The organism is Streptosporangium sp. NPDC001681, assembly GCF_040298085.1.
Lineage (GTDB): Bacteria > Actinomycetota > Actinomycetes > Streptosporangiales > Streptosporangiaceae > Streptosporangium.
The window spans coordinates 1-24,063 of sequence record NZ_JBEOZN010000144.1; the positions used below are offsets into that span (position 1 = coordinate 1).

A 24,063-nucleotide genomic window follows, 5' to 3' on the forward strand; every position below is an offset into this window, starting at 1 on the left:
CCCCGACCGCAGCCCCTGCGCGGCCAGGTGCAGGCCGACCAGCGACGACGAGCACGCGGTGTCCACCGTGATCGCGGGGCCCTCCAGCCCCAGGGTGTACGCCACCCGGCCGGACAGGACGCTGGGCGAGGTGCCCGTCAGCGTGTACCCCTCGGCGTCACCGGACGCCTCGTGCATCCGGGCGCCGTAGTCCTGCGCCATCGCGCCGAGATACACGCCGGTCCGGGTGCCGCCCAGCGACGACGGCGGGATCCCGGCCCGCTCCACCGCCTCCCAGGTCACCTCCAGCGCCAGCCGCTGCTGCGGCTCCATCGCCAGCGCCTCACGCGGCGAGATCCCGAAGAACGCGGCGTCGAAGTCTCCCGCGCCGTGGAGGAAGCCTCCGGGATGGTCCGCGGCGAGGGCGCCCATCCGCCAGCCACGGTCGGCGGGCAGCGCCGACACGGCGTCCACACCGGCGTCGACCAGCCGCCACAGGCTTTCCGGGGAGTCGATCCCGCCCGGGTAGCGACAGGCCATCCCGATGATCGCGATGGGCTCGTCGGCCATCGGAGGAGAGAGCACCGGTTCCGGGGGCAGAGGTCCGGAACCGGTGGCGGCTGTGGACCCCAGGAAGGCGGCGAGTCTCGCCGGCGTGGGGTGATCGAAGAGAGCGGTGGCGGTCAGCGCCGGCCCGGCGGCCGAATCAAGCCGGGTGGTGAGCTCGACGAGCATCGCGGAGTCGAAACCGAGCTCCTTGAAGGGCAGGCCGAGATCGATCCCATCGGGATCGTACGTCCCGAGAACCGCCGCGCACGCGTCGCGGACCAGGTCCAGCGGGCTGCCGGAGCCGGGCCGCCGAACGGCGTCCGGCCCGTCCGGCCTGCCCGGCCTGTCCGGTCTCCCATCGGCCGCCGGTGCCGATCCTGCCCGCGCCCGCGGTCCCGCTTCCTCCCGCTCTCGTTCCGGGCCGGCCCCCTCCAGCCAGTGGCGGACACGCTGGAACGCATACGTCGGCAACTCGACTCGGGACGCGGCGGGAAGGAACCTCTCCCAGCCGACCTCCACCCCGTTCGTGTAGAGCTCGGCGATCGAGGTCATCACGCGGGAGATCCCGGCGTTGTGCCTCTGGAGGGTGCAGACGGCCACCGCCGGGCGGCCGGCGATCCGCGCGCTCTCCTGGATACTGCCGACCAGTACCGGGTTCGGGCTCACCTCGATGAAGAGCCCGAACCCGTCGGCCAGCAGCCGCTCGACCGCGCCCTGGAAGTCGACCGGCCGGCGCAGGTTGCGGTACCAGTAGTCACCGTCGAGCTCCGCCGTGTCCAGCGGGGCGCCGGTCACCGTCGAGTAGAAGGGGATCTCCGAGCTGCGCGGCCGGATCGACGCCAGCAGCGGTGCCAGGCGCTCCTCGATCTGCTCGACGACGGAGGAGTGCGAGGCGTAGTCGATGTTGACCCGGCCCATCTGCACCGTGTCCGCCCACTCGGCCATCATCTCGGCCAGCGCCTCGTTGTCCCCGGACACCACCACGGAGGACGGGCTGTTCACGGCGCCGATGGACAGGCGGCCCGCCCAGCGTGCCAGCCGGTCCTGCACGACCTCCGGAGGGAGTCCCACCGAGACCATGCCGCTTCTGCCGGAGAGAACCTCGGTGATCAGCTTCGATCTGGCGGTCACCAGCCAGGCGCCGTCCTCCAGCGACAGCGCGCCCGCGACACACGCGGCGGCGACCTCCCCCTGCGAGTGGCCCACCACCGCGGCCGGTTCCACGCCGTACGACCGCCACAGCGCCGCCAGGGAGACCATGATCGCCCACAGCACCGGCTGGATCACGTCGGCGCGTTCCCTGGGCGGGCTGCCGGGTTCCCCCCGCACGACGCCCGTCAGCGACCAGTCGACGAACGGTGCCAGCGCCGCCTCGCATTCCGCCATGGCGGCGGCGAAGGCCGGCGACGAGTCGAGCAGCTCCGCCCCCATCCCGGCCCACTGCGATCCCTGGCCGGGAAAGACGAAGACCTGCTGGCCGGGGCGTTGCCATACGCGGGCCAGCGGCGTGGTGTGCTGGCCGAGCCCGAAGACCAGCCGCATCTGATCGAGGCGCTCCACCCGGTCGGAGAGCACGCCGCCGGAGCTGGGATCGACGTCGGTCCTGCCACGCACCAGCCCTGACGCGAAGCGCCCTTCCGACAGCGCGTCCAGCCCGTGGAGCAGTTGCTCGCGTCCGTCCCCGATGACGACCGCTCGATGGCGCAGGCCGGCCCGCGTCGTCGCCAACGAGAAGGCCACGTCGCCGGTCGAGAGGTCCTCCCGTTCCCTGACGTGGCGGGCGAGCCGGGCCGCCTGTGCCCGCAGCGCGCTCTCGGTGTGGCCGGACAGCGGCCAGGACACCGGTGACGACGTCTCCGGCTCGGGCCGTTCCTCGATGCCCTCGGGTACGGCGACCCCACTCCCGGTCACCGGGACAGGGCGGGTGCGCTCCGGGGCGGAGGTCAGCACGACATGGCAGTTGGTGCCGCCGAGGCCGAACGACGAGACGCCCGCGACGAGACGCCCGTCACCGTCACCGTGGCTCACCGGCCACGGCGTCGGAGACGCCACCACGCGCAGGTTCCACTCGTCGAAGCTGATCGCGGGGTTCGGCCGCTCGAAGTTCAGGCTCGGCGGCAGCAGCCGGTGCTCGATGGCCAGCACAGTCTTGAGCAGCCCGACGATGCCGGCGGCGCCCTCCAGATGGCCGACGTTGGTCTTGGCCGATCCCACCCACAGCGGCGCGTCCGAGCGGCCCGTGCCGTGCACCGCGCCGAGCGCGCCGGCCTCGATGGGATCGCCCACCCTGGTGCCGGTGCCGTGCAGCTCGACGTAGCCGACGCTCGCCGGGTCCACGCCTGCGCGCCGATACGCCGACCGCAGCACCCGTTCCTGTGCCCGGGAGCTCGGGGTGGTGAGCGCCTCACCGGAACCGTCGTTGTTGACCGCGCTGCCCGCGATGACGCAGTACACGTGGTCGCCGTCCGCGAGGGCACGCGACAGCGGCTTGAGAAGGACGACGGCGCCGCCCTCGCCGCGGACGTAACCGTTCGCCCGCGCGTCGAAGGTGAAGCACCTGCCGTCCGGGGAGAGCGCGCCGAGCTCCGCGGCCGCCAGGGCGCTCTCCGCGGCGAGGTTGAGCTGGACCCCACCCGCGAGGGCCATGCTGGACTCGCCACTGCGGATGCTCTCACAGGCGAGGTGCACCGCCACCAGCGATGACGACTGGCCCGTGTCCACGGCCATGCTCGGGCCGGTCAGAGCGAGGAAGTGCGACACCCGGTTGGCGAGGATGCTGCGGTTGACGCCCGTGAGCGAGTGATGGCCGATTCCCGCCGCGCCGCTCTGGCGGCTCAGCAACGCGTAGTCGTCGGCCATCGCACCGATGAACACGCCGACGTCGGTGCCGCGGAGGGGAGCGGGCGCGATACGCGCGTTCTCCAGAGCCTCCCAGCCGAGCTCCAGCATCAGCCGCTGCTGGGGATCCATCGCGCGGGCCTCACGGGGTGAGATCGCGAAGAACCCGGCGTCGAACCGGTCGATCCCGTCCAGGAACGCGCCGTGCGCGCCGGAACCGAACTCCGTATCCGCGCTCCAGCGGCCGGGCGGCACCGTGGACACGGCGCTCACGCCGTCGCGCAGTAGCCGCCAGAACTCCGCCGGACCTGGCGCGGAGGGCAACCGGCAGGACACTCCGACGATCGCGATGCGATCGTCATCCGTGCCGGAGTCATGGCCAGGCATGAACTCGGATCGATTCACGCGCCGCTCCCCATACACGTCGTAATGCCGACATGCGGAAACTCGATCCGCCGCCCGGCAAGGGCGGGCGCTCGAATCGCCACATCCGGCTCGTGGCCTCACGGCCAGCACGAACTATGCCGAGCGCACGCTGCGCGTTTCACTAGTTGTGCGGCACCGCAGGTCAGGCGGCGCGAAAAAGAGGGTGCGCGCGTGATTGTGACCCGGCGACGCGGAAGGAGTCGCCTCCGGTGCCTCACCAGGCCAGGCGTCCCACCGGCCACGCCCCCGGCCCTGTTCGCCACGATGACCTGAGCCGACCCGGTCTCGTGCCCCGTGGCGCGCGGATCCTAGTGTTTTCACGAGTGCCGCCCGGGTTCTCCTGTAGTTGACCCGGCGCGTGTCCGGAGGGTCCCGCGTCGCGGCGCGGCGGGGAAGGCGGGACTTTCCGAGCGCCTCTTGTCACCCCGTGCCGACGAGCCGGCTGGCTGATGAGTGAGGAACTCCATGACGTTCGAATATCAGGTGTCAAAGCCGTACCTCGCAGGACGGGAACTGGAGTACCTCACCGAGGCCGTCCGCTCCGGCTGGATATCCTCGCAGGGCCCCTTCGTCAGGCGCTTCGAGGAGGAGTTCGCCCAGTACAACGGCGTCGCGTACGGCGTCGCGTGCTCCTCGGGCACGACCGCTCTCACCCTCGCGCTGCGGGCGCTCGGAGTCGGCCCCGGCGACGAGGTCCTGGTGCCCGAGTTCACCATGGTCGCCACCGCGTGGGCGGTCACCTACACCGGCGCGGTGCCGGTGTTCGTGGACTGCGCCGACGACCTCAACATCGACGTCTCGCTGATCGAGTCTCGGATCACCCCTCGTACCAAGGTCATCATGCCGGTGCACGTCTACGGCCGGCGGTGTGACATGGACGCGATCATGAAGCTCGCGCACGAGTACAACCTGAGAGTGGTGGAGGATTCGGCGGAGGCGCACGGTGTGCGCCCGGTGGGTGACATCGCGTGCTTCTCGCTGTTCGCCAACAAGATCATCACTGCCGGTGAGGGGGGTGTCTGCGTCACGAACAGCGAGCAGCTCGCCCAGCAGATGGCCCACCTGCGCAGCATGGCCTTCAGTAAGGAACACGACTTCATCCACAAGAAGCTGGCCTACAACTTCCGCATGACCAACATGCAGGCCGCGGTCGCCCTGGCCCAGCTGGAGCAGATCGACGAGATACTCGCCATCCGCAAGCGGATCGAGAACCACTACGACAGCGGGCTCGACGGCGTCGACGGGATCACCGTCATGCCGCCCCGCGACGTCCTGTGGATGTACGACATCCGGGCGGAGCGGCGGGAGGAGCTGCGGGAGTTCCTGACCGACGCGGGGATCGAGACCCGGCCGTTCTTCCAGCCCATGAGCCGCCAGCCGATGTACTTCAACCCCGACTGGCCGGCGCTGAACGCCGCCCGCTTCGCGGCCGACGGTCTCTATCTGCCCACCGACCCCGGGCTGACCGAGTCCGACCAGGACCGGGTGATCGGGAAGGTACGCGAGTTCTACCTGACGGGTCAGGCCACGCGGCACATGTGACCCTTCGGCGGCCTGACCGGTCGGACCCTCTCGCGTCCCCGGTCAGTACGCCTCCGCTCTACCCGCCAGTCGCTTCAGATGGCCGTCCGCCGGAACTCCGGCCACAGCTCCGGCCACGAGGCCCGCGGATCACGGCACCGCCAGATGGGCGTGCCGGCTTCCAGGCCAAGGCCGGTGTCCACGGTGGCCACCTGCTGTACGTCGCCGAAGTACGTTCGCAGCCGCTCGCCCTCATCGCCGACGTACAGCACCGTGCCGGCCCCCTGGGGGGGCATGCCGAAGTACCAGTAGCCACGGCTGCCGCTGTACGGCTTCGGCAGCCCCCGCTCGCCGCCGTAGAACTCGATGGCGGCGGCCTGCCAGTAGACGCTGGTGATCACTACGGCGTTCCGCCGTTCGTCCGGCGGCAGTGTCCGGTACGCCCGGCCGACCGTGTCGGTGAACTCCGGCCAGCCGAACTGGCCGATCGTGATGATATTGACCCCGAGGTTCTCGCCGGCCCTGGGCTGTTGCACCCAGGCCCCGGGCAGGACCGGTAGCCAGTAGAGGGCCGGCAGCACCGACAGCGCGAAGACCGGCCAGGTGGGCACCCAACGCCACCAGCGCGCCGGCCGGCGCCGCTGCAGTTCGACCGCGGCCACGGACCACAGCACCGGGAACAGCCCGGTCACGTAGTACCACCGGCCACCGGCCAGCCAGAAGATCAGGATCACCGCGACGGCGGCCACGCCGTAGAACCGGTAGGGCCCAAGCAGTGTGGACCGCAGGAGCCGCCACAGGCCGTACCAGGCCAGCACGGCCCCGATCAGCAGACCGGGCTGGACGAGCACGAGCGGGAGGAACGACGCGCGGCCGCCGTTCAGGCTCCCCTCCGCGGACACCGTCTGGACCATCTCGAACTGCGGCCATCCGTTGCCGGCCTGCCAGGCCAGCCCGGGGAGCATCGTCAGCAGGGTGATCGCGGCACCGGCCCACAGCAGCGGCCTGCGCAGCAGGTCCCGTGGTCCCACCGCGAGCGCGGCGGCTCCCAGCGCCAGCCACAGCACCGGGATCAGGAACTTGACCTGCAGGGCGACGGCCGTGGCGACGCCCGCCCACAGCAGCGGGCGGTCGTCCTGCCGCCCCTCCTCCCGCAACCGAACCCAGCGGACCACCAGCCATGAGACCACCGCCCACAGGAACGCGTCGAAGGCGTTCGTGGCCAGGAGGTGACCGTTGACGACCATGCCGATGGCGGACACCGCGGCGGTCATCACCTGCGCCCGGCGCCGGCCGCCCAGTTCCCTGGCGATCTGGGTGGCGACGACGACCCCCAACGCCGTGAGCACCGTCGCCGGAAGTCGCAGCGCGACAAGGGATCCGGGAAAGAGCGTGTCCATCACGTGTGCGATCAGCGGCAGCAGTGGCGGCTGATCGGCGTAACCCCAGTTCAGATGCCCGCCTGCCGCCACGAAGTACAGCTCGTCGGCGAAGTAGCCGTATCGGCCGCTCGTCACCAGCAGCAGCACCGCGACCGCTCCGGCGATGACCGACACGGGACCCCATGCCAGAGGTGCGATGGTGCCCTCCGGCGCGGCGGCCGCCACAGTCGCCTCCGGCGCCTTCACGACAGGCTCGTTCATCCGTCATCCACCCTCACGTAGGCTATGGCCGCCGATCACGGCGCCGTCAGTCCCCGCACGGGAACGTTCACGTCGAGGACGGTTCCCTCGATCCAGGGTCCGGCCGCGTCAGGAGCACCGGGTCGCCGCCGGCGCCCTCCCGCATCCGCGACCGGTGCCGCAGCACGTTCACCGGCGTGGCGATCGCCTCCTGAGCCAGGCTCTCCCAGGTCGAGACGGAGAAGGCTCCGTTGAAGATCCGGCCGGTCTGCTCAAGCCGTGACGTCGGCGGCTTGAGGTCGGCCGTGTCGCATGTCTCGCGCTACGCCCCGAGTTCCAGGGCGATCTCCTCGTTCACCGCCCGCTGATGCCGGGTGAGGAAGAAATGCCCCCCGGAAAACACCCTCATACGGAAACGCCCCGAGGTGTGCCGGCTCCAGACCTCCGCCTCCTCGACCGTCGTCCTCGGATCGGCATCCCCGGTCAGCACGGTGATCGAACCACCCATGCTCTGCTCCGGATCCCCACGGTAGGTCTCGATCGCACGATAATCACCCCGCAGCGCGGGCAACGCCATCCGCAGGATCTCCTCATCACCGAGCAACCCGGCATCCGTACCGTTCAGCAGCTTGAGCTCGGCGATGATGCCATCGTCATCACGCCGATGCACCGACTCATCCCGCACAGTGGACGGCCCGCGCCGCCCCGAGGCGATCAACGTGTGCGGCGCGCCGACACCCTTGCGCTCAAGCCGGCAGGCCACCTCAAAACCGATCACCGACCCCATGCTGTGCCCGAAGAAGACCGTCGGCTTCTCCGACAACGTGATCAGCTCATCGACGATCCGATCCGCCAGGACGCCGATGTCGGTGATGCACGGCTCCCGCAACCGATCCTGCCGCCCGGGATACTGGATCGCCACCACATCGGCACCCGGCGAGAACCTGGCCGAGACCGGACGAAAGAAACTCGCCGACCCACCCGCGTGCGGAAAGCACACCAGGCGCTTACCCGCCCCCACTACCGGATGATAACGACGGACCCATACGGTGCTGACGTCGTCCGCGGTACTCACGATCTGTTGACCCCCTCATCGCGCCGAATGCCACTCCGACCAGTGAACCCCGGCAACGACTCGCAAAATCACTAGAAGCCAGTACTCCGGCCGCACATCGGGATCTCCGCTGAAGTCGCCGTCCCGCCATACGTCCGGTTCGACGCCGTCGACCAGATCGACCCGCCACGGGTCGGCCGGCGTACCGGACCCCGGCGCCGGGGTGACCGGCGCACCCGTGACCAGTGCGCGCAACCGGCCGCGGGCGTTCAGGGGAGAGGCGGACGGGCCAGGTCAGGCTCGCCTTGATGTTCACGGTGCCCGAGTCGGCGTTACCCGGACCGCCACCTTGAAGGTTCATTCTCCAGAGTGGCGAACGGCCCACGGCAGAGTGGTCAGGACAGGGCGAACTCGGGCGAGTAGATGTCAAGCCAATAGTACATGTCAATTATTTTGTCCAGGAGGAGCTTCTCCCCGTGCGATATCTTCGACGAGTCCATCTCGACCGCATACTTCAGCCATTCCCGGTTGAACAGCGTGAACAGCGGGCTATGGACGTCCGCCAGCACCTCTTTGCCCTGAATTTGCAGGGCGCTCGAGTAGCGAATGTCATGCATCATTGTCGGGTAACCGCTCTTCACCCGATTGGCCACCGATGGCGGAAGCAGGTCCTTTACCGCGTGCCTCAGCAGGCTCTTCTCCCTGCCGTCAAACGACTTGAGCTTCCACGGCGTGTTGTAGACATACTCGACGAGACGGTGATCACAGTACGGAACCCGCACCTCAAGGCCGACCGCCATAGAGAGGCGGTCCTTACGATCGAGCAGCATCCGCAGGAACCGGGTCAGGTGCATGTGGAATATGACGCGCATCTGACGCTCGACACGCGACGCGCTGTCGAGGTGATCGACAGCCGCCACCGCCGTCGCATACTGGTCCCCCAGGTAGCTTTCCAATCCCATGGCCGCCAGCGCTTCCGCCGTGAAAGGCATGACGGTGTGGGTGCTGGGCTGCGCGCCGAGTACCGCCGCCATCCAGGGAAAGATGGGAAGTTCGCGAAGGTCGTTGTGGAACCATTGGTAGCCGCCGAAGTTCTCGTCCGCCGCCTCGCCGGACAGGGCCACCGTCGACTCATTGCGTATTTCTCGAAACAGTCGGTACATTGAGATATCTGATTCACCGAACGCATTCGGTGTGTCCCGTGCCGTGATCACGGCACGGCGAATGGCCGGATCGGACAGATCTTCCGCGTTCAGCACCACCTGCCGGTGTACCGGCCTGATCAGGTCGACCATATCCTTGACGAACGGCGCATCCGGGGTGGTCCGAAACACATCTGCTCTGAAGCGATCGACGTGATCGACGAAGTCGACCGAGAATGTACGTAGCCGTTCACCGTCCGCGGCCAGCTTGGGCGACGCGAGACTGGCGATCGCGCTGGAATCCAGCCCACCGGAGAGCAGAACGCACTGGGGCACGTCGGAGATCAACTGTCGGCCGACGGTGTCGCTGAGCAACTGCCGCACTCGTTCGATCGTGCTCTTCTGGTTATCGGTGTGCGGCGCCGTCTGGAGCCTCCAGTACGTCCTGTTGCGGATTCCGCTCGCGTTGACAGTGACGACCGTGCCCGGCTCGACCTCGTACATCCCTTTCCAAATCGCCTGCCCCTGCCCGATGCCGGTCACCGCCGTGCGTATCCCGTCGATGTCGACTGCCTTGCGAGCGAGAGGGTTGGCCAGAATCGCCTTTGGCTCCGATCCGAACAGCACACCGTCGCGGGTCGGGTAGTAGTAGAGCGGCTTCACCCCCAGCCGGTCGCGGATCATGACAAGCTTCTGATCACGGGTATCCCAGATGGCGAATGCGAACATCCCGTTGAGGTGGTCGGCGACGCTTTCACCCCATTCGAGATAACCGTGCAACACGACCTCGGTGTCGCTCGCGGTACGGAACCGGTGCCCTCGGGCCTGCAGTTCCCTGCGCAGTTCGATGAAGTTGTAGGTCTCGCCGCTGTACACCAGGACCACCGGACCGTTCGGCGTGGCGAACTCCATCGGTTGCACGCCACCGTCCAGGTCGATGACCGCCAGCCTTCGGTGACCGAGCGCGGCATGCCGTTGCAGCCACGTTCCGGAGGCGTCGGGCCCGCGCAGCGCCATGGTGACGGTCATCGCGTCAATCGTGGCCTGCTGTTCGGTCAGGTCCGCGTCATAGGACACCCAGCCCGTGATCCCACACATAACCGGTCCTCTCCTTGTCTGTCACAGAAATCGACCACGGCTCTCGTGAGTGCTCTGCTCGGTTAGATCCCAACAGAGCACTCATGAAGGTTGAGGGATCTGCCGCAGACCTGGCCTTCCGCCGGGAGGCGGCCGGCACCCGGCACTCACCTATCGATTGGGGCTTGGACGACATCCGGGGAGATGTCATCGTCCACCTCCGCCCTGGTAACTGCAGGCGCCGGCCCCGACGCCCTGCTGAAACCTGATGTTATGGACACTTTTCTAGGAAAACGCCTAGTCGGGTTTGGTCAGGGCGGGGATGAGTTGAGCGTGTTTGGGTAACGCTCGGCGGCAGGTGGGGCGAATTCCGGCCCGGCAGGCCGGCGGCAACTGAAACCCGGTAGGTGCTCAAGCCCCGGCCGGTGCTTATGGAGGTCACGGACGCGCGACCGAGAAGCCAAGGCTGTCAGGGCCGCCTTCCCGAGGTCCGGAGCCAAGGTGGATCCGGGCTTCCGATGAGGAACGCCGCACCGGACTCCCTTGTGCGGCGGCGAAGACCCGCACGTCACCCGCATCGGCGCCGTGATTCTAATGATTTCCGGGAATCGGTCGCACCAGGATGTGCCGGACAGGCAAGCAAGATCGCTGCTCGGATCCGTCACACATGTCACTTCGGCAGCCGATCCAGGGAGGCAATCAAGAGTGAGCCCAACTCCGACCGCCGCTGATCCGACCCTCGACTGTCCGGCTTTGATGCGATGCGTGTCCTCATAGTAACCGTCGGCTCGGAGGGGGACCTCCAGCCTTTTCTTGCCCTCGGAAAGCGTCTGCTCGCGGAGGGCCACGACGTCAAGCTCTCGGCCTCCGACGGTTACGCAGCGCGCGCCGACGCTGTCGGTGTTCCCTTCGTCGGCAGGCCGACTTGGAACGAGACGGAATTCCAGGCGAACTACATCCGTATTCTCAACGAGAAGAACAAGCTGCGACAACTGACGGTTGTGATCGAATTCCTGTCGCAGGAGCAGCGTGCCGCGGTACCGCAACTGATGGCGCTGGCCCGTGAGGCCGACGTCGTCATCAACTCACCGCTGGCCATCGGCGCGGTCGCCGCGGCGCGCGCGGTCGGCACGCCCCAGGTGAGCGTGCACCACACCTGGCCACTGCACCGGGCGCGCGGGCATGGCCCGAACAATATCGATTTCGGGCCCGTCGGCAACGCCCTCGCATGGTCGGTCGTTGGCGGGGGGGTCAGGCTCGCGACCGACAAACTGTTCAACCCTGTCGTCGCCGCAGCCGGCCTTCCGCCCTGGCGCGACGTTCTCTTCGACGCGAGCCATTCGCGCCTGCTCAACCTCATCGCCATCAGCCCGAGCATCCTCAAGCACGATCCGCTCTTCGAGTCCACCTACCGCACCACGGGATATTGGTTTCTCGAGGAACCGGAGTACGTACCCCCGGACGACCTCGCGGCGTTCATCGCCGACGAGCCGCCGGTGGTGATCGGCTTTGGCTCGAACAACGGGTTCGACGCCCGTGCGGTCACAGAGCAGCTGCTTAAGGCGGTTCGCGGCCTGGACCGGCGTGTCGTCCTGCAATCCGGCTGGGCGGGGCTCGGAGACCAGGAGCTGCCGCCCAACATCTTTCTGGCGGACTTCGTCCCGCACGGGTGGCTCTATGCCCGCGCCGCGTGCGTCGTCCATCACGGGGGGGCCGGGACGACCGCGGCGGCGTTCCGGGCCGGTATCCCACAGGCGGTCGTGTGGCTTCAAGGTGATCAGCTCCACTGGGGAAGGAGAATCGCGCAGCTCGGCGTCGGGCCCCCGCCTCGTCACCACCACGCCCTCAAGGCCGGCTGGTTGCGAGGCACGCTCAATCGCCTGCTCACCGACAGCGGTATGGCCACCCGCGCTCGGGCACTCGGTGCCGCGATCCGTAAGGAGGACGGGACGGGGATGGCGGTTCGCGCGATCGAGGAGGTGTTCGTGGCCAGGTAGAAGTGGCTCCGGTCACAGCGCGGTGGGCCCGCCGGTATGGCCGCCCGGTCCGCTATGACCGGATCCCGATGAAGATCCTGCGGGCGGTCTTCGCCGACAGCGCGCCATGAGCACCGGTATCGCAGCAGGTGTGGGTCCGGCGGTACCGAACCGACACGGACGGCGACCTGGCGCGGTGGGCTCCCGACTTCAGCCGGGACCGGCAGACCCGTCATGGTCGCCCCCGCCGATCCACCACCACTGCCCCGGAGAGGGGCCAGGACGTCGATGCCGTCCACGCCGAACACGAAAACCGTACGGCGAGGCGCATGACCTCGCGCGATCGCGTTGTCGACCGGCGGTCACGAGTCGCGGTGCAGAGGCACTGACCGAAATCACCGAGAGTACCCGCATGTCCCCGTACGGCGGGCCGTCAGAAATCGCATCACCGCGCGGGATGGCTCCGCACGCCAACCCGCGAACCGTCACCGGGACTTCCGGCCGCGACCACTACGCGTCAAGAGCCGCCCACCAGGATCGGTTCTCCCGGTACCAGGTGATGGTGCCCGCGAGACCTTCCCTGAAATCGATCATGGGTTCGAACCCGATCTCCTCGGTGATCTTCCTGTGGTCGATCGAGTACCGGTGGTCCTGAGCCCGCCGGTCTGCCACATAGCGGACCCGGTCCCAATCGGCCCCGGCCAGTTCGAGCAGAAGGCCGGTCAGCTCACGGTTGGTGAGTTCTATCCCGCCGCCGATGTTGTAGATCTCGCCGGCGCGACCCTTGTCAAGGACCATGGAAATGCCGCGGCAGTGGTCGTCGACGTGCAGCCATTCGCGGATGGCGCCGCCGTCGCCGTGCAGCGTGAGGTCGCGCCCCTGGAGCAGGCGGGTGACAAAACGGGGAATGATCTTCTCCGGATGCTGCCGGGGTCCATAGTTGTTGGAGCATCGGGTGATCGACAAGTCCAGGCCGTAAGTGCGCCAGTGCGATCGGGCGAGGCAATCGCTGGCCGCCTTCGACGCCGAGTACGGGTTGTTGGGCTCGAGCCGAAACCGTTCCGTCCATGATCCCTGCTCGATCGACCCGTACACCTCGTCGGTGGACACGTGCACGACGCGCTGAATTCCACTCGTCCCGCATTGTTCGAGAAGGCGGTGGGTGCCCATCACATTGGCCCACACGAACGGGTCCGCGTCGTCCACGGCCCTGTCGACGTGCGACTCGGCAGCGAAATGCACGACTCCGTCGTGTCCGGGCAGAAGATCGGCCAGCAGCTCCCGATCGCAGATGTCACCACGCACGAAGGTCAACTTCGGATGTGCCTCGGGCAGGTTCTCCCTCCTGCCGGCGTAGGTCAACTTGTCCAGAACGGTGACTCGGGTGTCCTCATGGCCGGGATATCGGCCGTCCAACATTGACCGTACGAAATGGGATCCGATGAACCCAGCTCCGCCAGTGACCAGGATTCGCATCTGATACTCCTTCATCCGCGTTACCTGCCTCGCCTCTGGCGGACAACTCGGACGGAAACACGGTGTCGGCGATCATGTGATTCCCCCAGATCAAGGGGTTTCGTTCAGGTGATTGTGCCTCAGCCGATCAGGTAATTCCCCTAGTGTTGGCGGACGTAAGCTCCGACCGCCAGCTGATCGAGGACTTGTCGTGAGCTGTCGAAAGGACTTCCGCCAGATCGAGCGCGGTGGCCACGACGGCTGGGCAACACGATGGGTGGAAGGAGAGAACGCTGATGGACACCACCGGCCGCTGCCTGGTGTGCGGGACCAACCGTCTGGAACAGGTGGTCTCGCTCACCCCGACTCCGCCCGCCAACGACATCGCACCCACGGCCGAGGCGGCCCGATCTCAGCACCGGTACCCATTGGACCTCGTGCGCTGCGCCGGGTGCGGCCTGGTCCAGCTTGTGGACGTCGTTCCCCGATCGGTGCTGTTCGCCGACTACCGGTACGCCACGGGTGCCGCTCCTGCCCTCGTCGACCACTGCCGTGCGCTGGCCACCCGGGTCACGGATCGACTGGAGCTGGCCGCCGGGGCGAAGGTGCTCGAAATCGGCTCGAACGACGGCACGCAACTGAGCTTCTTCGCCGAGCGCGGCATGCGGGTGCTCGGCGTCGACCCGGCGGTCGAGCTCGGGGTCCACGCGCAGGAGCAGGGAATTCCAACGCTGACCGCGCATTTCGGTGTGGAGTCGGCCGAGAAGATACTGAGTGACATCGGGCCCGTTGACGCGGTGTTGGGCAGCAATGTGCTCGCCCACGTCAACGACGTGAACGGAGTTCTCCGCGCGATCCGCCTGCTCCTCAAACCGGGTGGCTGCGCCGTCATCGAGGTCGCGCACGTCCTGCCGATGGTCCAGCACGGTATCTTTGAGTTCGTCTACCACGAGCACCTTTCGTACTTCTCCCTGCACGTGCTGGCACAGGCGGCCGAGGCGAACGGGCTCACGGTGTCCGACGCCGAGCTCATCCCGACCCAGGGAGGCTCGTTGCGCTGCTGGATACGCCGCGATGACGAGGCCCGCCCCTCGACGGCCGGATTCGACCGGATCCTGCAGGCCGAGGTCGACGCGGGGGTGCCCGACGGCAGTTTTCTCGACGGCTTCGCGGACCGCATCGACCGGGTCTGCACGACCCTCAACGACGTGCTGGGCGGCCTGTCGAGAGTCGGCCGGCGGATCTGCGGGTACGGCGCGTCGGCGCGGGCCGTCACCCTGCTCTCCCAGGCCGGAGTGGGCGGTGAGATCGCCTGGATCGTCGACGACAACCCGCGCAAGGTGGGCAAGTACACGCCGGGCGACGGTATCCCCATTGTGAGCTCCGAGCGGTTGGCCGCGAACGCGGCCGACTACTGCGTGCTGTTCGCCTGGAACTTCGAGGCCAGCATCCGTGCCCGGTCGGCGGCGTTCTCGGCAGCCGGCGGCGCGTTCGTCGTGCCGTTCCCGGAGCTGTCCATCAAGTGAAGTGGTTAGCCGGATGATCCTATTGGCCTGGAATGTCACATGACGATCGTCTGGAGGAACTGACGTGCATGTCCTGGTCACTGGAGGTCTGGGCTATCTCGGCCATGCGGTCACCCTCGACCTTCTTGCCGCCGGCCACCAGGTCACCGTCCTGACCCGGGGCCGCACGGACGCGGGGCGGCACGTCGGCGTCGGCCTGGTGGAAGGCGATGTCCGGGACCGCGGCCGAATCCGGGAAATAGTCGCCGCCGGACGCTTCGACGCGGTATGCCACCTCGCCGCAGTGTCCCGAGGGCGGGACTCGTTCGCCGACCCGCTGACGTATTACGACGTAAACGTGGTTGGCACCCTCAACCTCCTTATGGCGCTCGACGACATCCGTGAATCGGTGCCGCCGGCTCGATTCGTGTTCGCATCGACCGACAAGGTTTACGGCTCGCAGCACGTCGGTGCCCTGGGCGAGGATCTGGAACCCCACCCGGAGAGTCCCTACGCGGCGTCAAAGGTCGGGGCGGAGCAGCTCGTCGCGGCGTACGCCGCCACTGGAGCGATTGGCGCGGTCACGCTTCGGTGCTTCAACATCGCCGGAGCGGCCAATGGGCGCACCGACACCGACACCGCGCGTATCATCCCGAACGTATTCCGCGCGCTCACCGGCGAGTTGCCGTACATCACACTCAACGGCGACGGATCCGCGGTCCGCGACTTCGTCCACATCCTCGACGTGGCGACAGCGATGCGGCTGTCGCTCGCCGCCGTGAAGGTGGGCGAGCACCGCGTCTACAACATAGGGAGCGGCACCGCGTCCAGCATGGCGCAGGTCGTGGCGACAGCGGAAGCTGTGACCGGCCTTCCGGTACCGGTCCGAAAGGCGCCGCCCAAGCGGGAACCGCAGATCCTCACGGCCGACAACAGCCGCGCGGTGAAAGAACTCGGCTGGCTTCCCGAGCGATCGGGCCTTACCGAGATGATCGCCGACGCCTGGAGCACCTGGCACGCCTGACGATCAGCACCGCATCGGCACCCGGCGAGAACCTGGCCGAGACCGGACGAAAAAAGCTCGCCGACCCACCCGCGTGCGGAAAGCACACCAGGCGCTTACCCGCCCCCACCACCGGATGATAACGACGGACCCAAGCGGTACTGACGTCGTCCGCGGTACTCACGATCCGTTTACCCCTTCATCGCGCCGAATGCCACTCCGACCAGTGAAACCCAGCAGCGACTCGCAAAAACACTAGAAGCTGGGCCGGTGAGCCCCAGCCCGAGGCTGTCAACCGGTCCCATACGCCACGAACTCCGGTGATTTCCTGGTCTTTCGACATCTAGTGTCGCTACTGGCCGTGGGCGGCGAGAGGGATTTCCATGATCACAACCCGTGGACCGACACACGGTTTTCACGTGGACGGTCAGCGGATCGACGCGGTCAATGGTGTCGACATCGATGTGAACGACCCCTTGGGTGGTCAACGTACGTTGACCTTACGAATGGGGAAATCGTGGCTCTGGTGACCGAAGCAGAAGGGGACGACCCTTTGCGTGCGCTGCGTGCCGCCGCCGAGTTGCGCCGCCAGGTCGATCGGCTGGCCGCCGTCCAGGTGCGCCGGGTACGCGTACAGGGGAGTCATGGGTGCACATAGCGCAGGCCGTCGGGGTCGGAAAGCAGGCGGCGCACAAGCGCTTCGGCGGGGGGAGATTCTTCGCGGGCGGGTGGCACCGAGCGGCCTGAGCAAGCGGAAGCTGAGCAAGCGGAACTCGTGGCGGCTGCTGTTCGACCTAGTCCGCCCGCACAAGCGCGTGCTGCTGCTGGGTGGCGTGCTCACTTTGGTGGGCAGCTCCGCCGGGCTGGCGATGCCGATCCTCGCCAAGAGCGTGATCGACACCTTCGGGAAGGGTGGCGACCTCATCGGCCCGGTGCTCTGGCTGTCGGCGTCGGTCCTGGTGGCGGCCCTGGTCTTGACGGCGGGGCGCTTCCTGCTCGAGCGGATGGGCGAGGGAATCGTGCTGGCCTCGCGCATGAGCCTCGTTGATCGCATCCTGCGGCTCAGGGTGGCCGACGTGGACCGGCTCAAGCCGGGGGACCTGCTCTCCCGGGTCAACTCCGACACCACGCTGCTGCGCGCCGTCTGCACGGAGGCGCTGGCCAGCTCAGTGGACGCGATCTTCGTGTTCCTGGGTGCGGTGGTGCTGATGGCCATCATCGACGGCCTGCTCCTCATGATCACGCTCGCGGTGATCGCCCTGATCGGCCTCATAGCGGCGTCGATCACGCCGCGCATCCGCCGGGCGTCGCTCCAGGCCCAGGTGGCCCTGGGCGAGATGAACTCCGCGCTCGACCGTACTCTCCAGGCGTTCCGCACGGTCAAGGCCAGCGGGGCCGAGTCACGCGAGATCGCGCTGGTGGGCGCCGCGGCCACCGAGGCGCGTGACCGCGGCGTGACCGCCGCCGCGTGGAGCTCGGTCACGGGCATCGCCGCCTGGATGTCAACCCAGCTGGCGTTCCTCGCCGTGCTTGGAGTGGGCGGCGCGCGTGTCGCCAGCGGGTCGATGGAGATCTCGTCGCTGATCGCGTTCCTTCTCTACCTGTTCTACCTGGTGTCCCCAATCGGGACGCTGATCCAGAACCTCACCCAGATACAGAACGGCCTGGCCGCGATAGCTCGCATCCAGGAGATCTCCGAGCTTCCGTCCGAGCCGCCCACCCCCGAGACGTGGAAGCCGGAGACCGGTGCCCCCGTCGGCCTCACCTTCAGCGGCGTGGTCTTCCGGTACGGCGAAGACCGGCCGATCATCCACAACCAGGTGAACTTCAAGGTGCCCGCTGGTGGCATGACAGCCCTGGTCGGCCCTTCGGGAGCCGGCAAGTCCACGGTCTTCGGGCTCATCGAACGGTTCTACGAGCCACAGGCCGGGACGATCCTCATCGGTGGCCGAGACATCCGCGAGTGGCCACTGAGCGAGCTGCGCGCTTCGCTCAGCTACGTGGAGCAGGACGCCCCCGTCCTCGCTGGCACATTCCGGGAGAACCTCGTCTTCGGAGCGCCTGGCGCTACCGAGGAGGAGATCGCCCACACCCTGGCCCGCACCCGCCTGGACGATCTGATCGCCCGCCTGCCCGAAGGCCTCGATACGCCTGTCGGCCACCGCGGCGTCCTGCTCTCGGGCGGGGAGCGCCAGCGGGTGGCCATCGCCAGGGCACTGCTCCGCAAACCCCGTTTGCTGCTGCTCGACGAGGCCACCTCGCAGCTCGACGCCATGAACGAGCTGCGCCTGCGCGAGGTGGTGGCCGAGGTGGCGCGAGAGACCACGGTCCTGGTCATAGCCCATCGGCTGTCCACCGTCACCGGCGCCAACCGGATCATCCTCATGGAGGCAGGCCGGGTCCGCGCCTACGGCACTCATGACGAGTTGGTCGACGCCGACGACCTCTACCGCGAGCTTGCCGCGACCCAGTTCCTCGTCACGTCCTGATGCTCCAGGGAGCCGACGTGGTGCATATGATCCGTGCTTTCCCCGCCGCGGCGGGGAAAGCACGGATCATGGCGGCGTCGGTCCGTGCACAGGAACGTTCATGTCGAGCACGGTGCCCTCGGTCCAGGGTTCGGGCCGGGTCAGGAACACCGAGTCGCCGTTGGTGCCCTCCTGCATCTGCAACCACCGCCGCATAGCGGCCTGGGTGGTCGGTGATGACATGCTCATCAATGTGGCGGTGGCCTCTTGGGTAAGACTGGCCCGGGCCGAGGTGGAATGGGCGTCGTTGAAGATCCGCTTCTGCAGGGCCACAACCTTCCGCGGCCGCCTGGCGTAGCGCTCCGCCATCCGCTGGACCGTGTCCAGCAGTTCCTCGGCCGGCACCACCCGGTTCACCAAACCCAGTTCCAGAGCCTCCTGCGGTGCGTAGAAACGCGCTTCGAGCATCATCTCCAAAGCTCGGGACGGCCCGACGAGCTGGACGAGTCGCTGCCCGCCCAAGGCGGTGTTCAACCCCACCGACAGTTCGGGCAGGCCGAAGCCGGCATCACGGTCAGCCGATACGCGCATGTCAAAGAAGACCGACATCTCCAGGCCACCGCCGCCGCACGGCCCGTTCACCGCGGCGATCCACACCGCCGGGGAATACATCAGCCGCAGCGCCATGTCATGGAACTGGGTTACCGCGAGCAGCCCTTTGACCGGGGAACGGGCGACCAGACGTTCACCCGCCCAGCCCGTCATGGCCCGCACACTCCGGTACAGGTTCCGAGCGACCGCATGGGAGATCTCTGGCGTGCCATCCGCCTGCGAGGACAGGTGGGCGATGTCGAAGTGCGTGATGAACCGGCCGGGCCGCGCGCCGGTGACGACGACCGCGCCGACCGAGACGTCGTGCTCCACCGCCTCGACGAGCCGGATGAAGTCCCGTTGCATCGGCAAGGTCATGTAGTTGAACGGCGGGGCGTCCACCCACGCCGTCAGCACCCGACCCGACTGCTCAAGCCGCAACGTGGACAGTTCGAGACCCGCTGCGCCGCCATCCTCCGGCCGGCGGTCCGTCTGTTCCTCACCGGACTCTTCATCGGGCTCTTCACTGGGCAGAGCTGCACGATCCATTGGTCTGACAAACCCTCCTGCCGCACGTATCGCGCCATCCGGCGAGTTCCCGAGCGATCTCTTCGTTCACTGCCTGCCGATGCCCGGTTCCGCGATACTCATGGGCCCTCGGGCCCTTCGCTGTGCCGATGACGCTGGACACAGTGAACCGCAGAAGCGACTCGCACAATTACTAGTCAGACAACTCACGCTTGTGATCGTTTCAGGTCCGGCTGATCTTCCCGGTAGGTTTCGCGACGGTCAGTGTGCCAGTCGGAACCAGCCGTCGATCAGGCGGGCCGTGTCCGCCGCCTTCTCGGCGAGCATCGAAAAGTGGTTCGCCTCGATCGTCCGTACGGCATGCGACGGGTCGAACGGCGTCGCCCGCCAGTAATCCGATTCAGGCTCGACGTCAGAGAACGGCTCCGCGCACTGCACGAACAGCACGGGCGCATTCACGTCTGCCAGTTTGATGTCGGACATAATTGCCGACCAGTACCCCATAGCGGACAATCGCGCGCTGTTGAACTCGCCGAAAACCGTCTCCATCTGCAGGATGTACTGCAGCACCTGCTCGGACAGCATCTGCGAATCGCCACCTGCGCTGGGATGGAAGGAGTCCATCATCACCACCGCCTCCGGGGAGACCCCCGACTTCTCCAGTACACCGGCTGCGCCGTAAGCGAGAATGCCGCCGGCCGAATGACCGACGAGCACGAACGGCTCCCCCTCACTGGCCTGCACGATGCCTTCCGCGATGCTTTCGAGGGCGATGTCGATCGTGGCGGGCAGGCCCTCACCGAGAGCGTAGCCGAGCAAGGGAAGCGCCAAGACGTTTCTTTCCCCGCGGAAGTGCGCGGCGAACCGCGCATATTGATGAACGCCACCGGTCACCGTGGACGAACTCACGCAGATCAAGCGAGACCGAGCCGCGCCACTGGCCAGCGTCACCGGTCGAGGGATTTCTCGCGGATCGACGGGTGCGTCGTACATGGGCCGGGTCCTCGCCACGGCATACAGCAACCCGAACGCCTCCTGCGCCTTCCCGGAACGGAAAGCGCCGCGGAACAACCCTGCCAGGGTGTCGTCCACCTGGGCCGCCGAGGCCGCAGTCGCCTGGCCGGCATCCATCCGGGTGACGAGCTCATTCCGCAGCCAACGGGCGAGACCGGTGGAGTTCTTGTTCTCGAACACCGCCATCAGCGGGAATTCCCAACCAACCGCCCTGGCAAGGGAGTTACGCAATTCGGCCGCGGTGAACGAGTCGAAGCCCAGCTCGAAGAAATCACGTTCGAAATCGACGGCCGAGAAGTCGCCGTGGCCGAGAATGGCAGCCGCATGACGCTGCACCAGTTCCTGTAGCACCTCGTACTGCTGTGCTTCTCCAAGCCCGCGCAACCGCTCCCGCGCCGTGTCGGCCTCGGGTATCGACACGGCCAGATCCACCGCGGCCAATCCCGCCGCCGTGTCCCCCATACGGGAACCGGTCGCCTCGGGCCAGAAGCGTCGGTGCTCGAAAGCGTACGTCGGTAACTTGACCTGGCGCCCGGCTGGAAGCACCGCTCGCCAATCCACCGGCACCCCGCGCACGTGCAGTTCGGCCAACGCCGTCATCGCCGCAGTCTGTTCATCACGGTCCTTGCGCAGTACCGGCACCAGCGCCACGTCCGACTCTGCCACGAGGGTGTCTCCCGCCATGGCGGTGAGCACGCCGTCGGGGCCCAGCTCCAGGTAGGCCCGTACGCCCTGATGATGCAGCGTGCGCACCCCGTCGGCGAAACGGACCACGCCGCGGACCTGGTCCACCCAGTAGTCCGGCGAGCACAACTGCTCCGCCGAGGCCGCCTCCCCGGTCACCGTCGACACCAGCGGAATCCGTGGCGGGCTGTAGGTGAGCGTCCGGGCCAGGGCGCGGAAGTCCGCCAGCATCGGCTCCATCAACGGCGAATGGAACGCATGCGACACCCGTAACCGCTTGGTCCGCACCCCGCCCCCTTCGAGGACCGCGGCGAGCGCGAGCACCGCCTCCCCCACCCCGGAGATCACCACCGAGGCCGGGCCGTTCACCGCCGCGACCGACACCTCACCCTCGCGTCCCACCAGCAGCTCGGCGACCTCCTTCTCGGCAGCCTGCACCGCCACCATCGCCCCACCCGGCGGCAGCGCCTGCATCAACCGCGCCCGCGCCGCCACCAGCGCACACGCGTCGGCCAGCGACAGCACCCCGGACACATGCGCAGCGGTGATCTCCCCGATCGAATGCCCCGCCAAAACAGCCGGCCGCACCCCCCACGAGGACACCAGCCGGAACAACGCCGTCTCCACCGCGAACAGGGCCGGCTGCGCCCACCCGGTCCGATCCAGCAACCCCGCCGTCTCACTGCCCTGCTCGGCGAACAGCACCTCCCGCAACGAACAACCCCGGTAACGTCCCGCCCCTCCGGCCGGCTCCCGGTCGAACCTCCTCAGCAGCGGCTCGAGCTCCGCGATCACCTCGTCCAACGCCGTCGCGAACACCGGGAACCGCCCATACAACTCCCGGCCCACCCCCGCCCGCTGACTCCCCTGACCGGTGAACAACACCGCAAGCTTCGGCTCCGCCCGTGCCACACCGCGCACCACACCCGCACCCGGCAGGTCCTCGGCAACGGCCCGCAGGCCGGCCAGCACACCATCACGATCGCCGGCCAGCACCATCGCCCGATGCTCGAAAGCCGACCGAGTCGTGACCAGTGAGAAACCCACATCCACCTGCTCCAGCTCACGGTGCGCACTGACATGCGCCGCCAGCCGTCGCGCCTGCTCACGCAGCGCCTCGCCACTTCTGGCGGACACCACCCACGGCACCAAACCCGCCGCCGACGCCGGGTCCTGCGCACCTGGCTCGGCCTGCGGCACCTCCGGCCCCTGTTCGATGATCACGTGCGCGTTGGTGCCACTGATTCCGAACGACGACACACCCGCCCGGCGCGGACGGCCGGTCTGCGGCCACTCGGTCGGCTCGGTCAGCAGTTCCACCGCGCCCGAGGCCCAGTCCACGTGCGACGACGGGGCGTCGATGTGCAGTGTCCTGGGCAGCACTCCGTGCCGCATCGCCATGACCATCTTGATCACACCGGCAACGCCCGCCGCCGCCTGGGTATGCCCGAGGTTCGACTTGATCGAGCCCAGCAGCAGCGGCCGGTCGGCTTCACGGTTCTGGCCGTAGGCGGCCAGCAGTGCCTGAGCCTCGATCGGGTCACCCAGCCTGGTACCGGTGCCGTGCGCCTCGACCGCGTCCACCTCGGCAGGAGTCAGCCCGGCACTGGCCAGCGCCTGGCGGATCACCCGCTGCTGCGACGGGCCGTTCGGCGCGGTCAGACCGTTGGACGCACCATCCTGGTTGATCGCCGAGCCACGCACGATCGCCAGGACCTCGTGGCCGTTGCGGCGGGCATCCGACAGCCGTTCCAGTACCAGCATGCCCATGCCCTCGGACCAGCTGGTGCCGTCCGCGGTGTCGGAGAACGCCTTGCACCGACCATCGGGCGCCATTCCGCTCTCCACGCCGAAGCCGAGGAAGCTGAGCGGGGTGGCCATCACCGTGACACCGCCTGCCAGCGCCAGGCCGCACTCGCCCGAGCGCAGCGCCTGCGCCGCCAGGTGCATGGCGACCAAGGACGACGAGCACGCGGTGTCGACTGTCATCGTCGGGCCCTCCAGGCCCAGGGTGTAGGACAGGCGGCCCGACAGCACGCTGGCCGCTGCACCGGTGAGGAAATAGTTCGTTACATCTGTCCCGGTTTCCAGGCACAGATTCATGTAGTCCTGGCCGTTGGTGCCCATGAACACCCCGGTGTGGCTACCTCTCAGCGAGACCGGGTCGATGCCGGCCCGCTCGATCGCCTCCCACACCCCCTCCAGCAGCAACCGCTGCTGCGGATCCATCGCCAGCGCCTCACGCGGCGAGATCCCGAAGAACCCAGGGTCGAACCCCGCCACCTCGGACAAGAACCCGCCCTGACACTCCATGCCTATCGCCGACATCGTCTCCGCGTCCCAGCCCCGATCGACCGGGAACGAAGAGATCACGTCCTGTCCCTCGGACAGCAACCGCCACAGATCCTCAGGGGAGTCGACCCCGCCCGGAAAGCGGCATGACATCGACACGATGGCGATCGGCTCGTGCCTGCCCGACTCCACCTCTTCGAGCCGTCGACGGGTCTCGTGCAGATCGGCGGTGACCCACTTCAGGTACTCGACGAGCTTCCGGTCTTCGGACATGAGAGTGGCCCTTCACATTGTTCAGACGCGGGCTCGAATCACAGATCTTTCGAGCGGCCCAGTTCG

The 24,063-nt window shown here is 67.7% G+C and carries 13 protein-coding genes; 5 read left to right on the top strand and 8 right to left on the bottom strand.

Annotated elements, in window-relative coordinates:
- Positions 1 to 3,753: type I polyketide synthase (locus ABT130_RS40235; protein WP_502992244.1), on the bottom strand; the 3,753-nt coding region annotated here is incomplete at its 3' end.
- 504 nt (positions 3,754 to 4,257) lie between these two features.
- Here ABT130_RS40235 and ABT130_RS40240 point away from each other — a divergent pair.
- Entirely contained in the window at positions 4,258 to 5,334 is a 1,077-nt protein-coding gene (locus ABT130_RS40240; protein WP_350964740.1) for a DegT/DnrJ/EryC1/StrS family aminotransferase, read from the top strand.
- 74 nt (positions 5,335 to 5,408) lie between these two features.
- Here the strand turns inward: ABT130_RS40240 and ABT130_RS40245 are convergent, their stop codons facing one another.
- From ABT130_RS40245 to asnB, 3 genes are all read right to left on the bottom strand, one after another.
- On the bottom strand, positions 5,409 to 6,956 hold the full coding sequence (locus tag ABT130_RS40245) for a glycosyltransferase family 39 protein (RefSeq protein ID WP_350930103.1): 1,548 nt from the start codon (positions 6,954 to 6,956) through the stop codon (positions 5,409 to 5,411).
- A 301-nt stretch (positions 6,957 to 7,257) separates the two neighbouring features.
- Entirely contained in the window at positions 7,258 to 7,956 is a 699-nt protein-coding gene (locus ABT130_RS40250) for a thioesterase II family protein (RefSeq protein ID WP_350930102.1), read from the bottom strand.
- Between the two features lie 428 nt (positions 7,957 to 8,384).
- Positions 8,385 to 10,229, bottom strand: a complete 1,845-nt coding sequence (gene asnB, locus ABT130_RS40255) for an asparagine synthase (glutamine-hydrolyzing) (protein WP_350964743.1) — start codon at positions 10,227 to 10,229, stop codon at positions 8,385 to 8,387.
- Positions 10,230 to 10,969: 740 nt separating this feature from the next.
- Between asnB and ABT130_RS40260 the strand changes: the two genes are divergently transcribed.
- The gene (locus ABT130_RS40260) at positions 10,970 to 12,205 is read left to right on the top strand and encodes a glycosyltransferase (protein WP_350964746.1); all 1,236 of its coding nucleotides are present in this window, start codon (positions 10,970 to 10,972) and stop codon (positions 12,203 to 12,205) included.
- Between the two features lie 489 nt (positions 12,206 to 12,694).
- On the opposite strand, the gene rfbB is transcribed toward ABT130_RS40260, so the two are convergent.
- Complete coding sequence (rfbB, locus tag ABT130_RS40265) at positions 12,695 to 13,675, bottom strand: dTDP-glucose 4,6-dehydratase (RefSeq protein ID WP_451935541.1); 981 nt, start codon at positions 13,673 to 13,675, stop codon at positions 12,695 to 12,697.
- A gap of 260 nt (positions 13,676 to 13,935) precedes the next feature.
- Here rfbB and ABT130_RS40270 point away from each other — a divergent pair, with 260 nt between their 5' ends.
- Both ABT130_RS40270 and ABT130_RS40275 read left to right on the top strand, forming a co-directional pair.
- Positions 13,936 to 15,165 carry a methyltransferase domain-containing protein gene (locus tag ABT130_RS40270; protein WP_350930098.1) on the top strand — a complete coding sequence of 410 codons (1,230 nt, stop codon included), beginning with the start codon at positions 13,936 to 13,938 and terminating at the stop codon, positions 15,163 to 15,165.
- Positions 15,166 to 15,229: 64 nt separating this feature from the next.
- Positions 15,230 to 16,168, top strand: coding sequence for an NAD-dependent epimerase/dehydratase family protein (locus ABT130_RS40275; RefSeq protein ID WP_350964751.1), 939 nt, complete (start codon positions 15,230 to 15,232; stop codon positions 16,166 to 16,168).
- A 463-nt stretch (positions 16,169 to 16,631) separates the two neighbouring features.
- Here ABT130_RS40275 and ABT130_RS40280 read toward each other — a convergent pair whose 3' ends face one another.
- Positions 16,632 to 16,793, bottom strand: coding sequence for a hypothetical protein (locus tag ABT130_RS40280; RefSeq protein WP_350930096.1), 162 nt, complete (start codon positions 16,791 to 16,793; stop codon positions 16,632 to 16,634).
- Between the two features lie 82 nt (positions 16,794 to 16,875).
- Between ABT130_RS40280 and ABT130_RS40285 the strand changes: the two genes are divergently transcribed.
- The gene (locus tag ABT130_RS40285; protein WP_350964754.1) at positions 16,876 to 18,636 is read left to right on the top strand and encodes an ABC transporter ATP-binding protein; all 1,761 of its coding nucleotides are present in this window, start codon (positions 16,876 to 16,878) and stop codon (positions 18,634 to 18,636) included.
- 66 nt (positions 18,637 to 18,702) lie between these two features.
- Here ABT130_RS40285 and ABT130_RS40290 read toward each other — a convergent pair whose 3' ends face one another.
- Positions 18,703 to 19,755, bottom strand: coding sequence for an enoyl-CoA hydratase/isomerase family protein (locus ABT130_RS40290; RefSeq protein WP_350964757.1), 1,053 nt, complete (start codon positions 19,753 to 19,755; stop codon positions 18,703 to 18,705).
- A 240-nt stretch (positions 19,756 to 19,995) separates the two neighbouring features.
- On the bottom strand, positions 19,996 to 23,997 hold the full coding sequence (locus ABT130_RS40295) for a type I polyketide synthase (RefSeq protein ID WP_350964760.1): 4,002 nt from the start codon (positions 23,995 to 23,997) through the stop codon (positions 19,996 to 19,998).
- Between the last annotated feature and the right edge of the window lie 66 nt (positions 23,998 to 24,063).